General features: G+C 69.4%; 12 protein-coding genes. 4 read left to right on the forward strand and 8 right to left on the reverse strand.

The features are described from left to right. Positions 1 to 123: 123 nt before the first annotated feature. The 4 genes from ACWDEN_RS41415 to ACWDEN_RS41430 all read right to left on the reverse strand — a co-directional run bounded on the left by ACWDEN_RS41415 (position 124) and on the right by ACWDEN_RS41430 (position 4,107). On the reverse strand, positions 124 to 861 hold the full coding sequence (locus tag ACWDEN_RS41415) for a YoaK family protein (protein ID WP_351605217.1): 738 nt from the start codon (positions 859 to 861) through the stop codon (positions 124 to 126). Further along, positions 842 to 1,366, reverse strand: coding sequence for a DoxX family protein (locus tag ACWDEN_RS41420; protein ID WP_351605214.1), 525 nt, complete (start codon positions 1,364 to 1,366; stop codon positions 842 to 844). The genes ACWDEN_RS41415 and ACWDEN_RS41420 overlap by 20 nt, the downstream gene beginning before the upstream one ends. A 48-nt stretch (positions 1,367 to 1,414) precedes the next feature. Further along, a complete protein-coding gene (locus tag ACWDEN_RS41425) occupies positions 1,415 to 2,077 on the reverse strand; it encodes a hydrolase (protein ID WP_351605211.1) in 663 nt (220 codons plus the stop codon). A gap of 155 nt (positions 2,078 to 2,232) precedes the next feature. Next, positions 2,233 to 4,107 (reverse strand): amidohydrolase, encoded by a 1,875-nt coding sequence (locus ACWDEN_RS41430; RefSeq protein ID WP_351605413.1) that lies wholly within the window; start codon positions 4,105 to 4,107, stop codon positions 2,233 to 2,235. Positions 4,108 to 4,530: 423 nt separating this feature from the next. Here ACWDEN_RS41430 and ACWDEN_RS41435 point away from each other — a divergent pair, with 423 nt between their 5' ends. Beyond that, positions 4,531 to 5,502, forward strand: a complete 972-nt coding sequence (locus ACWDEN_RS41435) for an alpha/beta hydrolase (protein WP_351605209.1) — start codon at positions 4,531 to 4,533, stop codon at positions 5,500 to 5,502. Between the two features lie 226 nt (positions 5,503 to 5,728). Here the strand turns inward: ACWDEN_RS41435 and ACWDEN_RS41440 are convergent, their stop codons facing one another. Both ACWDEN_RS41440 and ACWDEN_RS41445 read right to left on the reverse strand, forming a co-directional pair. After that, positions 5,729 to 6,274, reverse strand: coding sequence for a WhiB family transcriptional regulator (locus ACWDEN_RS41440; RefSeq protein ID WP_450863114.1), 546 nt, complete (start codon positions 6,272 to 6,274; stop codon positions 5,729 to 5,731). Continuing rightward, entirely contained in the window at positions 6,246 to 6,893 is a 648-nt protein-coding gene (locus tag ACWDEN_RS41445) for an NmrA family NAD(P)-binding protein (protein WP_450863116.1), read from the reverse strand. Before ACWDEN_RS41445 ends, ACWDEN_RS41440 begins: the two co-directional genes overlap by 29 nt. A 133-nt stretch (positions 6,894 to 7,026) precedes the next feature. On the opposite strand from ACWDEN_RS41445, the gene ACWDEN_RS41450 reads away from it, so the two are divergent. After that, entirely contained in the window at positions 7,027 to 7,725 is a 699-nt protein-coding gene (locus ACWDEN_RS41450; protein ID WP_351623396.1) for a TMEM175 family protein, read from the forward strand. Between the two features lie 209 nt (positions 7,726 to 7,934). Here ACWDEN_RS41450 and ACWDEN_RS41455 read toward each other — a convergent pair whose 3' ends face one another. Continuing rightward, on the reverse strand, positions 7,935 to 8,201 hold the full coding sequence (locus ACWDEN_RS41455; protein WP_351623395.1) for a hypothetical protein: 267 nt from the start codon (positions 8,199 to 8,201) through the stop codon (positions 7,935 to 7,937). Between the two features lie 1,431 nt (positions 8,202 to 9,632). Between ACWDEN_RS41455 and ACWDEN_RS41460 the strand changes: the two genes are divergently transcribed. Then, positions 9,633 to 10,289 (forward strand): YeeE/YedE family protein, encoded by a 657-nt coding sequence (locus tag ACWDEN_RS41460; RefSeq protein ID WP_351622617.1) that lies wholly within the window; start codon positions 9,633 to 9,635, stop codon positions 10,287 to 10,289. Continuing rightward, positions 10,289 to 10,705 carry a YeeE/YedE thiosulfate transporter family protein gene (locus ACWDEN_RS41465; protein WP_351622614.1) on the forward strand — a complete coding sequence of 139 codons (417 nt, stop codon included), beginning with the start codon at positions 10,289 to 10,291 and terminating at the stop codon, positions 10,703 to 10,705. The genes ACWDEN_RS41460 and ACWDEN_RS41465 overlap by 1 nt, the downstream gene beginning before the upstream one ends. 526 nt (positions 10,706 to 11,231) lie before the next feature. Here ACWDEN_RS41465 and ACWDEN_RS41470 read toward each other — a convergent pair. Beyond that, positions 11,232 to 11,996, reverse strand: a complete 765-nt coding sequence (locus tag ACWDEN_RS41470; RefSeq protein WP_351622611.1) for an NADase-type glycan-binding domain-containing protein — start codon at positions 11,994 to 11,996, stop codon at positions 11,232 to 11,234. Between the last annotated feature and the right edge of the window lie 146 nt (positions 11,997 to 12,142).

Genomic DNA, 12,142 nt, shown 5'->3' on the forward strand with positions numbered 1-12,142 from the left:
CGGGGCGGGCACGGAAGGGAGTGACCGTAGCGCCGGCCGGCGAAAGGCTCTTGACCGGGAGCGCACGGGATGTGGCCCCGGAGCGCAGTGACTTCGCTCCGGGGCCTGCAGGGCGCGGGTTGCTCAGGACGGCGGCCGGATCCAGGCGGCGTCGGTGCTCGACAGCCGGTGCGTCACCGCGCAGGTGAGCGCCAGGAGCAGCAGGGCGAGGCCGAGCGTGAGCACGAGATGGCCGTGCAGCAGGAGTTCGGTGCCCACGAACGCGCCGAGCAGCATGGCCAGCACGGACAGGATCCGGCGGCCCGGCCGAGGTGCCGCGCCGCCCGCCTGGGTGGAGTCCGCGGCCAGCCCCGTGAGGGTCAGCGTCAGTACGGTCGTGGTGAGGTCGGGCACGCCGAGACGCCGGGCGACCGCGTTCTGCAGACCCATGCCGAGCCCGAGACACACGATCAGCGTGTACTGGACACCGGTGGTGACCCGGTCGCCGGTGACCGCCGTGACGGCGACGGTGACGGCGACCAGGACCGTCTGCGCGGCGGTGGACGTCCGCAGCAGGTGCCCACGGTGCGCGGCGAACCGGGTACCCAGCCTGCCGCCGGCCAGCGCGCCGAGGAGGAACACCGCCAGCGCGACGACGGAGGCGAGCGCGGACAGGTTCGGGGCGCCCGCCATCGCGAATCCGAGGAACACCACGTTGCCGGTCATGTTGGCGACGAAGACGTGCCCGAGGGCCAGATAGCTCACCGCGTCGACCAGTCCGGTGACCACGGTCAGCGTCAGCATCAGGGGAGGCAGCGGCCCGTGACGGTCGTCCCTGGGCGGCACCAGGGTGCGTGCCGCGTCAGTCAGCAGCCTGCGCATGAGGTGTCCTTTCCGACGCGGTGGGCACGCGGTGCAGCACCAGGCGGGTCAGCAGCCCGCTGGCAGGGCCGAGCACGATCGCGGCGAGGACGATCCACTGCGGCCACGGGGTGATGCCCAGCACGTGGTCGAGGGACCACCGGCCGGGCCCGGTGAGGGACAGCGCCGCGGAGACGACGACGAGGACCATCGGGTACTCGTAGCCGTCGTTCTGCACCCACAGTCCCTTGGGCCATTTGACGGTGCCCGCGACCGTCATCACGCCCATGGCCGCCATCGCGGCCAGCGGCGTCAGCAGCCCGGCGGCCAGGAACAGGCCGGCACCGATCTGACTGGCACCCGCCACGACCGCCGTGAGGCGGCCGCCGCGGAACCCGTCGTGACGGAACTCCTCGGTACCGCCCGCCAAGCCGTGGCCACCCAGCCGATAGCTCACCTTCTGCACTCCGTGACCGGCGACGAGGAGTCCCGCCACCAGCCGCAGGACCAGCAGTCCAGCATCCATCTCTTCCTACCTGTTCCTGACCTCGTTCTTCTCGCCTACGCGGTGGGGTCAGCCGGCGGCGTGGGCGCCGATCACGGCCTGCGCGTAGACCAGACCGAGGCCGTACGCGCCGCCGTGCTCCTTGACGACCTCCGTGACCGGCACGTACGTCTCGGTGCGGGCCCAGTCACGCTGGAGCTCCAACAGGACCTGCACCCAGGTGACCGGGACGGCGCCGGCCTGGATCATGCGCTGAACGGCGTGTTCGTGCGCCTGCGGGCTGACACCGCCGGACGCGTCGGTGACCACGTAGACCTCGTAACCCTGGGCGAGGGCGGACAGCGCGGGCAGGACGACGCAGACCTCGGTCCACAGACCGGCTATGACGAGCTTTCTGCGACCGGTCTCCTTGACGGCCTCGACGAACGCGGCGTCCTCCCAGGCGTTCATCGTGGTGCGGTCGATGATCTCGTGGTCGGGGAAGACATCGGCCAGCTGCGGCACGATCGGGCCGGAGAAGGACTCGGCGGCCACGGTGCTCAGCACCACCGGCACGTCGAACACCTTGGCGGCCTTGGCCAGGCCCAGGGTGGAGTTGATGATCGCGGTGCGGTCGCCGCTGCCCGTGCCGAAGAACATCTGCGGCTGGTGGTCCACGAACAGGACCGCACAGTTGTCGGGTGTCAGCAGGCCGGCGCTGGGGGACGCGGTGACCTCGGCGATGTCGGTCATGTGAGGGTGCCTTTCCATCAGTAACGGCGCGGACAGGCGTCCGCGTCGGGTCAGAAACCGCCCGGTGGACGGTTCGTCGAGTGGTGTCCCGGAGGGGGCGGCTCGTGGCCCGGCCCCTTCCGGGAGTGCGAGGAGAGCGACGAGAACTAGGAGCGTTAGAGGGCGAAGCAGGGATCGAAGGGCGTGCCGGCGGCGTCCGGGAACTGGCCGCGCCGCACGCGCCACTCGCGGTGCTGCTCCGACTCGGCGACGGCCTCGCCGAGGGACTCCGCCTGGCGCACGCCCGCGAGGTGCGGCCCGGACGCCTGGTAGCCGCCGAAGTGCGCGACCGGGCTCCAGCCGGGGCTCACGGACGGCAGTTCCTCGTCGAGCCCTTCGTACTCGCCGGCGGCGTAGACGATCCGGCCGCCGGTGACCGTGAGCAGCGACTCGATGTGCGCGATCGTCGGCTCGGAGACGGTGAAGAAGTCCTCGGACAGCACCGCGAGGTCCGCGTAACACCCCGGCCGCAGAACGCCCTTGACCTCCTGCTCGCCGGTCAGCTCGGCGCCGCCCCGGGTGAACATCCGCAGGGCCGTCTCCCGGTCGACCCGGTTGCTCCGGGGGCGCAGCACGAGGTCGCCGACGCTGCGGCCGCTCACCAGCCAGTGCAGGGCCACCCAGGGGTTGTAGGTGGACACCCGGGTGGCGTCCGTGCCGGCGGCAACGGTCAGCCCGCGCTCCAGCATCTCCCGGATCGGCGGGGCTTCGGCGGCTCTGCCCGGGCCGTAGCGGCGCAGGAACGCCTCGCCCTGGAACGACAGCCGGTTCTGGACGGACATGGCACCGCCGAGCGCGGCAACGCGGTCGAGGCTGTCCGGGGACACGGTCTCGGCGTGGTCGAACAACCAGCGGTTCCCGGCCGGGAAAAGCCCCTCGGCGGCGAGCTTCTCGAGGACCGCGAGGTCCCGCCGGATGGTCTCGTCGTAGGTGGCATGCAGCCTGAATCCCCAGCCGTTCTCCATGAGGAGACGGACAGCCTTCTCGAATTCCTCCTCATAGTCTCCGAGTTCCGGACGCGGCTGGTTGAAGTTCTCGAAATCCGCCGCCGCCCAGGTGAGATTCTCACCCGCGCCGTTGAGCCGCAGCCATGCGTCCCCGTCCTCGGGACGCACCATGTCGATCCAGCGGGTGAGGTCGGCTATCTCCTGGCCCGCGGTCTGGGGGAAGAGGTGATAGGCGATGCGCAGCGACAACTGGCCGGCCTTCGCCAGCTCGATGACGGTGCTGTAGTTGTCGGGGAAGTTCTGGAACCCACCGGCGGCGTCGATCGCCGAGGTCAGCCCGAACCGGTTCAGCTCGCGCAGGAAATGCCGGGTCGAGACCTTCTGGTCCGCCTCCTCCAGAACCGGCGCCTTGGCCAGAGTCGAGTAGAGGATGAGGGCGCCGGGCGCCGCGAGCAGCATGCCCGTCGGCTCTCCGTCCCGGCCGCGGACGATCTGTCCGCCCCTGGGATCGGGGGTGCCCTTGTCGAATCCCGCCGCCTTCACGGCCGCCCGGTTGAGGACCGCGGACTGGTACAGGTGCAGGACGAACACCGGGGTGTCGGGGGCGGCGGCGTTCAGTTCCGCGACGGTCGGCAGCCGTCGTTCGGCGAACTGCTCGGCCGACCACCCTCCCACCACCCGCACCCACTGGCCCTTGGGGGTGCGCGCGGCCTGTTCCCGCAGCATGGCCAGGCCCCGGCGCAGCGAGCGAACACCGTCCCAGCGCAGTTCCAGTACGTAGTTGAGCCCGCCGCGGATGACGTGCAGATGGGCGTCGTTGAGCCCGGGGATCACCCGCCGGCCGAGCGCGTCCACCACCTTCGTGGCGGCTCCGACGTGCGCAGCTACGTCCTTGTCGGCACCGACGACCGTGATGACACCGTTCTTGACGGCGAGCGCCTCGGCCTGCGGGTGGTCCGGGTCTCCCGTATGGATTCTCGCGTTGCGGACGACGAGCTCTGCGGCATCGTCGGTGGCCTGGGGAACCAGTCCGCCGACCGGCATTGGAGACACGTGTGCAGGACCCCTTCCGGGATGGGCGACTTCGATGGCCGCCGCGAACGAACGCGACGGACGGGACATGCCTTGACGGTTGGGTGTTCGCTGTCGAATCTGTCGAACGCGCGGGCGAACCATGACCGTCGCGCCGTCACGCTAGGCGCGGTGGGCGCCGTCGTGTGTCCTGCCAGCGCACTGGAACATTGCCCACAGCGCACGGGGTGCGCGGCACGGGATCGCTGTTCCGGAGACCGTCCGTCCGGCCGGCGCTGTCGTGCGCTGTGGGGACATCGGACGTGCGCCTGCGGACAACCATCGCGCAGGCAGGGCATCTACCGTGCGGTGCAGCGGCGCCGGAGTGCCCAGCACGACGATCCGGATCGATTCCCGGAAACGACCGCCGTACCCTACGAATTCCAGGAGACGCGCATGTCTGACGCCTTCGCGCCGGTCGACCCGGTGCTGGAACCCGCGGCAGCCGAGTTCGCCCAGGCGACCGCCAACCCGCCCTACCTCTTCGACCTGGCCCCGGCGGAGGGCCGCAAGGCGGTCGACGAGGTGCAGTCCGGCGAGATCGACAAGCCGGCGATCGACGAGGAGTGGATCACCGTCTCCGGCGGTCCGACGGGCACCGTCCGCGCCCGGATCGTCCGCCCCGCGGGCGCCGAGGGAACCCTGCCGGTGATCCTCTACATCCACGGCGCGGGCTGGGTCTTCGGCAACGCCCACACCCACGACCGCCTGGTACGCGAACTCGCCGTCGGCGCCAACGCCGCGGTCGTCTTCCCCGAGTACGACCTGTCGCCCGAGGCCCGCTACCCGGTCGCCATCGAGCAGAACTTCGCCGTCGCGCAGTGGGTCGTGGAACAGGGCGCGACCAAGGGGCTGGACGGCACGCGGCTGGCGGTGGCCGGCGACTCGGTCGGCGGCAACATGACGGCCGCGCTGACCCTGATGGCCAAGGAGCGCGGCGGCATCCCGCTGGTCCAGCAGGTGCTGTTCTACCCGGTCACGGACGCGAACTTCGACACCCCGTCGTACCACCGGTTCGCCACCGGCTACTTCCTGCGCCGGGACGGCATGCAGTGGTTCTGGGACCAGTACACGACCGACGAGGCCGAGCGCGCCGAGATCACCGCCTCACCGCTGCGCGCCACGACCGAGCAGTTGAAGGATCTGCCGCCGGCGCTGGTCATCACCGGTGAGGCGGATGTGCTGCGCGACGAGGGCGAGGCCTACGCCAACAAGCTGCGCGAGGCGGGCGTGCCGGTCACCGCGGTCCGTTTCCAGGGCATCATCCACGACTTCGTGATGCTCAACGCGCTGCGCGGCACCCACGCGGCCGAGGCCGCCATCACCATCGCGGTGCGCACACTGCACGCGGCTCTGCACACGGCCTGAGTCCGGGGGACGACCCGGACACAGGCCGGGAGTCCCATAAAACTCCCGGTTGCCCCTGGCAGAGGACTGTCAGGGGCAACCGGGCCAGGTCACGCGGGTTCCATGAGTGCGGTGGGGCGCTCCCACCATGCCGTGTCAGGCGGAGAAGCAGCCCGGGTCCCCGGCGGCCCCACCGACCTTCGCCGCCTCGAGCCAACTACCGCCGGTCGGCGCAAGGTTGCGACGGTCATGCCGAAGGCGACGGCCAGCAGCGCGACCAGCTAGCCGGGGGCGCCGGTCGCGGCGCGACCAAGCGCGCGACACCTCCTGTCGCTTCCCCGGTCGAGTGCGATGGATCTTGATGCCGGTCATCCCGATGACAGATAACGGTGGAAGTTCGCCCCCCGTGGGCTGCTGGACGCCTCAGTGGCGACGGACGTCCCGGGCCCTTCTCCTGCCGTTCCGCCTCGGTGAGACCGTCCCAGACGTCGTCGGCCTGGCGAGAGGTCTCGGCGAAGAGACCACAGGGGGAACTGACCGGGCAGGACCTGCAGATCGCACGTGCTGCCTCTTCGCGCCGTCGGCGTGCATCGCCCCGCTCACCGGTGGGTGAGAAGAAGACGGAGCTGTCCATGCCACGGCACGCGGCGTCGGCCTGCCACCTGTATATTTCCAAAAGGGGCTTCGTCTGGGATTTCACGAAGACCTCCACTCGAATGTTCCGCAATGGTCGTTTCCAGGCGCCATTGCTACGGCAGCGACGGCTACGCGAGACAGTTGTCTTTCGCTGCACGCGTGGAAGTCCACCAGCGCACTGTTCGTCCCCTCCACCGAACGTGCGGCGCGCCCAGTCGGCGAAGCCGGTCCAGGGGATTTCTGGATGAGCGTCGTGCAGCGCGGGAATGTCGACGCGTGAACGCACCGAGGTCGGGGCTGGTCAGCTGCTGCAACGGCCGGTCGGGGGAAAGCGTCAGATCGAGAACACCGTTGAGGATGGGCTCCGCATCGCCCGGAGCGTTGTCGAAGAAATACGTCGGCTCCAGGATCGTATAGGACACATCCCTGGGGAACGGCTCGACTTCGATCCGCGTCTTGCTGTCGAAATGCGGTGGGCCGCTTTCCTGACCGGCGCCGGTGACCGCGCTACACACGAGATGGGGGCACGCCCTTTTCGCCGACGACGGCCAGGACCGTTCAACCCTGACGCAGTTTCCGCCTCCACAACGGCCTCGAAGGGGGTGGTCATCGCGAAGACGCCCGCCCCCGCTCATCGCCGCGGCGAGCGACTCGGGATCGTTCAGGGATCCGGCCATGACTTCTACGCCTTGGCGGGCCAAATTCCGTGCGGTTCCTAGCTGGGGGTCACGTACCAGCGCCCGGAGCCGGGCATCGGGGCCCAGCGACCGAACCACATGAGCCTGTCGCCTTCATCACTCGAGCCTTCTTGGCGCCCAGAGGTGCACAAGGCCCTGCTCGGCGGACGCGGTGAAGGAGGCAGCGCACGGATACTTGTGAGCGACATGTGGCAGTACGTCAGGAGTCGGCTTGTCCCGCACCCATCCCCGCAAGTTCTCACGTTCCGAGACCACACGGGCCGAGGCCTTCAGCGACGGTGTGTTCGCCATCGCCGTCACGCTTCTCGTTCTCAATCTCGCCGACCCTCCGCACAAACCGGGCGGCCTTGGCCAGGCCCTGTTGGCTCAGTGGCCTGCCTATCTCGGCTACCTGGCGTCCTTCGGCTACGTCGCGGTGATCTGGCTCAACCACCACCAGGCCTTCGTCCGTATCAGGACCATGGATCGCGGGCTGCATGCCGCCAACCTGTTTCTGCTGCTCACCACCGGGTTGTTGTCCTTTCCGACCGCGGTGGTGGCGGACGCGCTGCAGGCAGATCCCATGGGCGTGGACGCGCGGGTGGCCGTCGCTCTGTACGCCGGCATTGCCGCGGCGATGTGCCTGAGCTGGGTGGCCTTCTACCAACAGATCTGCCGCAGGCCCGAACTGCTGGACCCGGATGTGGAGGACACGTACGTGCGGCACGGGCGGCTTCGTTCCTGGGCCGGTGTCCTCGCCTACACCGTGGCCGGGCTTCTGGGAGTGCTCATCGCACCGCTGCTGGCGATCGCCGTGTTCGTCCTCCTCCCCATCTTCTACTTCGTCACCAGCGAAGGCCTGCCCGGTGAGGCGGCTCCGCCTGGTGCCGGACATCGGGCCGACGAGACAGGTCGTGACGGTGCGGTCTGACGCGCCGTGACACTCGGGGGCACGTGTCGGCCAGGAGGGGGGGACCCCACGGGCATCCGATGCCCCGGATCAGCCGAGGTGGTCCGCTTGCGGCCAGCGACGCGGACGAGCGCCTGCCGACCGAGGACGAAGACGCCCTGGTGGCCCCGAATCGACCACCGGGCTCCGCAGACGTCGCGGAAACCGGCAGAAAGAGGGGCCGTGTCGGCCTATTCCCGGTATTGGGCCAGGCGCGTTCGAGGCTGTGGCCGGGGCGCTCGCCTGGCGACTCCGTAGAAGCCGTTGTGGGGGCGGTCCGCGCTCGTCGCGACATTGAGCATGACGTAGGCCAGGGCGAAGGTGAAGAGGAACTCGACGAGCAGTACCGTGCCCACCGCGCTCCCGCTCGGTGACAGGGCGGTCGCCGACGTGTCGCCGGTGATGTACAGGACGGAGTAGGTCGGCGGACCGACCGAACGGCACCGCCGCTCCAGCATCGGCCTGTCGAACTGGCTTCGGTCGATCGCGGTCGGAGGCTGTCCGACGCACGCCTGCGCCGCCGCCTGCGGCTGGCCGCAGGCCGGACCCGCCTGCTCAGACTGGTGCAGGCGCCCCCGGTGCCGGAGCGTGATTTTACTTCATGCTGGGCTTTTCATCCACGCGATGAGCCGGGCCCACCAGCCATCCTTCGATCGGCCCGGTGAACTGTCCAGGCGTCGAGGAACATGGGTGAGTCGCACCGTCCCGCCCGGTCGGGCCGGATCCGGCCCCGTTCGAGTCACCGGCTCCCCTGTGCGCACAGGCTTGGGCTCCGCCGACTCACACATGCACCGCTGGGTTGTTGGCACGTCGGCGAGCACTTGCTCCACGTGTCTCCCGCAGCCCTCATAGGTCACCTTCCGGCATGACTGGCAGACAGTACGTCGGCACATGATTCCCCTTCGCTGGCACCATTACTAACGACCAGTAATATCAACAGTTTCGTCACAGTCGAATTCACAATGCCGTCACAACCAATGTCTGTACGTACACCGTTTCCACGAACAACTGACTCGCGCCACCGGGCGGGCCGACCAGGAGGGCGTGTCACACTCAAAGCGGCCTCGACATCGGCCGCGAATATCCAGTCATACGAGACATAGGGTATAAGTCTCGCGTGGCATACATCACTCGGCGATGTCAAGCAGTCACAGTCGGAATACGCCCTGAGGTTGCTCGGGACCCCGAAACAGTGATTCCATCTCGCCCGGCCGAAGGAATGGAGGGCACTGCTTCGTATTATGACAGGCCGTCACCGCGTCTTTTCGAAATCGTCGGCCAGGGCGTGGCGAGGGCAAGAGACCGAGAACGGCAACCGCCCTCACGGAACGGGTGGTGTGCGCCGGTCAGAAGGGAGCAACGTGAGTTGCTCGCACGTCGCAGGATGCCCCCTTTTCCCCTTGCTCAGGGCGAGCTTGCAAGGCTGGCGTGACTACTACTGCGACAGCGAGGATCAGTGGCTCGGCTGTGCGCGCTACCAGGTGTCACTCACCGGCGAGCGTGTGCCGATCAGTCTGCTGCCCAACGGTGCCCGTGCGCGGCACCTTGAAGACGCGGCCAGCGGTCAGGACCGGTCCGGTCGCCGGCCCAGTGCAGGGACCCCAGCAGGCTCCTCCACCGCAACACAATCCCTGGCCGCCGGAGAACGCATCCTGGTCGCAGCCGGCACCGGCTCGGCCGCCAGAGCCGTCAGAACCTGTGACCGCGGCACCGGAGACCATGGCTCAGTTCGGGGCGGCATCTCCGACGATACCGGTCCCGCATTACCGACCGTCACCATCCCCACCGTTTCCCCAGCCTCCGGGCCGCCCATCTCGACACGCGGGGCAAGAGCCCAGCTCGAAGCGCGGCTGGTGGGCTCGATTCACCGAATGGATGGGAGGCCCCGCATGAGTGGCTACTGGCCCTGGTGGGCCGGCGCTGCCGGGCTCGCTCTGATCACCATCAACTACGCCCTCGCCACAGACCGGTCTTTCGGGGTGTCGTCCGCGTGGGATCGCGTGTTGCACTGGCGCAGGGAGCGCCGCCTGGAGCGGATGGACGAGGAGTTCACCGACGAGCGCGCACTCGCTGACGCTCTCGCCGCGGCTACGGCGGAGCACTTCGGCAGCAGCCCCGTCGCACCCGCCGTGCCGTCGGTTCCGTACGGGTCGTCACAACTGGTCGAAACGGACGTCGAACCGGCGGTGAGTGAGGACATCTCGGGCACGAGCCCCGGCCCGGCCCCGCTGGTTACCCAGGCTGCCCTGCTGGTATCGATTTTCCTCGGTGGATTGATCGCCGCGGTCACCTCCGGCCGGTTCCACCTCCGCTTCGACATGGGCCCGGGATTCCGGAACGTGGTCACCGCAAACCCGGCCGCCATGATCGTCCTGCTGTTCGTCGGAGGCGTGCTGGTCGGCTTCGGCACTCGGCTGGCCGGTGGGTGCAGCTCCGGCCACGGACTCAACGGCTGCGGCCGTCTGCGCCCGGTCAGCCTCGTCGCGACCGCCGTGTTCTTCGGCACCGCCGTCGCGGTGTCGTTCCTGCTGTGGAAGGTGATCTGATGCGTACTCGGGGCGCGATTCTGATGGCCAACATCGTCACCGGCCTCACTCTCGGCTATACCGTCTCCAACATCGGCTTCGGCGACTACACGGAGCTGAACCGCATGTTCACCTTCCAGGACCTGCGCATGCTGCTCTCCTTCGCCGGCGCCGTCCTGATCATCGTCTGCGCATTCGCTCTGCTACGCGTCCGCCGCACCCCGGGGCGCATCCACGCCGGCGTGATCCCCGGCGCCGTGCTGTTCGGCACGGGCTGGGCGATCTCCGGAGGGTGCCCGGCAATCCCGATCGTCCAGGTCGCCAGCGGATACCTGCCCGCCCTGGTCACCATCGTCGGCGTCACCATAGGTATCCGGCTGTGCCGCTGGGCCAACGCCCGCTACTTCCACCTCGACCGCGGCTCCTGCGGGCTGTGACCAAGGACGCCTGCCGCACGCCCCGCCGGGGCAGCAACTCGCGTTTGGGCCAGCCACCCCGTCGGTCTGCCCTGGCCCATCTCGCCTGTGAGTCCACCGCGCCCCGTCACAGTCATCTGCGTTCGGGGACGTTCAGACACTTTCCGCGTCAGGGACAGATGCTTGTCGTGTTCGCCCTGGCCCGCCTGCAGAACCGGCTCCTGTCCACGAACGGCTGGGCCTCCGGCGGACCAGTGCGCCCGGTGTGCACGTGCCTGTCGCACGCCTTCAATCTCGCGGTCGGGGACGGCCCGCCCCTCGCGTGGTTCGACACGGGGTGCTCGGAAGGCAGCTCCGAGTCGTCGATGGCGATCACGGCTCGGGCCCCGATGCCGGTGCTCGCCGCGAACGCGGCTGCCATGTCCTTGGCCTGGTCAAGGCCAGGGCCGTGAGCCGATGTTCGGTGTGCCGCTGAGCAGTGTCATGGTGACGCCGGGCAGCACGGGGCCTGTGGCCACACCACGGTGCCGTCATGGGCGCCCGCTGGTCAGCTCCGCTGGAAGAACTCCACCTCGGCGAGCGCGACATGCCGCCCCCTGGAGAGCCCCGTGACCGCCCTCAGCACCAGCCGCACCTTCACCACGTTGTCGATCCCAGTGGCGACGGTCTGGTCTCCCGCCTTGTCGCTGAGGTCGACGTCCTTGTGGTGCACCGAGCCGTCCGCCGAGGTGACCTCCATGTCCATGCGCAGCGCCCGCGCCTCACGGGCGTACTCCTCGGGCTCCTTCGACGCGCCATTGGTAATGATGAGGTCGACCAGCCGGAACGGCTTGCCGAAGGCGAACGTGATCGAGGCTCCGGCCCCCGGCGCCCCCCAGTAGCGGTTGCTGAGCCCGTCGGTGGTGTCCTTCGCCGGATGGCCGGGCACCTCGGCGTCGGCGTGAACGGCCACCGGGGTGATCGCCTTGGCGCCGCTGAGCTTGTCCCGGGTGTCCTCGATCAGGGCGCGCCCGGCGGGCAGCAGGAAGAACCCGCCCACGCACAGCGCGAGGATCACCGCCAGTGTCACCAGTACCCGGATCCAGCGCCCGGACCCCGCCCGGACCCGGCGCCGGAACGGCCAGATCGTCCGCCACCAGGGCAGCTGCTCATGGGCCGCCGCCGGGGTCAGCGGGCCGGCACAGCGGCGGCAGAACCGGCGCTCCGGCGGATTGGGCGTGCCGCACACCGGGCACGGTTCCCCGGCCGCTTCCTCCGGCGCGGCCACGGACCGTACGACCGGCCGCGGCGCGATCGGCTTCGCCGGCTGCACGGGCGCGGGCTGTGCGGGGGTCGGCTGGGCGGCACTCGGCTGTGCGGGGGCCGGCTGTGGGGTGGGCGGTTGCGTGGGAGCCCGTGGCGTGACCGGCGGCCGCGTGGGAGCCGGTGACGGTGCGGGCGGTTGCGTGGGGGACGGGG

It is taken from the genome of Streptomyces sp. NPDC001153, assembly GCF_053598315.1.

Bases quoted from the DNA above. Each gene is read 5' to 3' on its own strand.
- ACWDEN_RS41415 (WP_351605217.1), bottom strand. From the start codon at position 861: ATGCGCAGGCTGCTGACTGACGCGGCACGCACCCTGGTGCCGCCCAGG.
- ACWDEN_RS41420 (WP_351605214.1), bottom strand. From the start codon at position 1,366: ATGGATGCTGGACTGCTGGTCCTGCGGCTGGTGGCGGGACTCCTCGTC.
- ACWDEN_RS41425 (WP_351605211.1), bottom strand. From the start codon at position 2,077: ATGACCGACATCGCCGAGGTCACCGCGTCCCCCAGCGCCGGCCTGCTG.
- ACWDEN_RS41430 (WP_351605413.1), bottom strand. From the start codon at position 4,107: ATGCCGGTCGGCGGACTGGTTCCCCAGGCCACCGACGATGCCGCAGAG.
- ACWDEN_RS41435 (WP_351605209.1), top strand. From the start codon at position 4,531: ATGTCTGACGCCTTCGCGCCGGTCGACCCGGTGCTGGAACCCGCGGCA.
- ACWDEN_RS41455 (WP_351623395.1), bottom strand. From the start codon at position 8,201: ATGCTGGAGCGGCGGTGCCGTTCGGTCGGTCCGCCGACCTACTCCGTC.
- ACWDEN_RS41460 (WP_351622617.1), top strand. From the start codon at position 9,633: ATGAGTGGCTACTGGCCCTGGTGGGCCGGCGCTGCCGGGCTCGCTCTG.
- ACWDEN_RS41465 (WP_351622614.1), top strand. From the start codon at position 10,289: ATGCGTACTCGGGGCGCGATTCTGATGGCCAACATCGTCACCGGCCTC.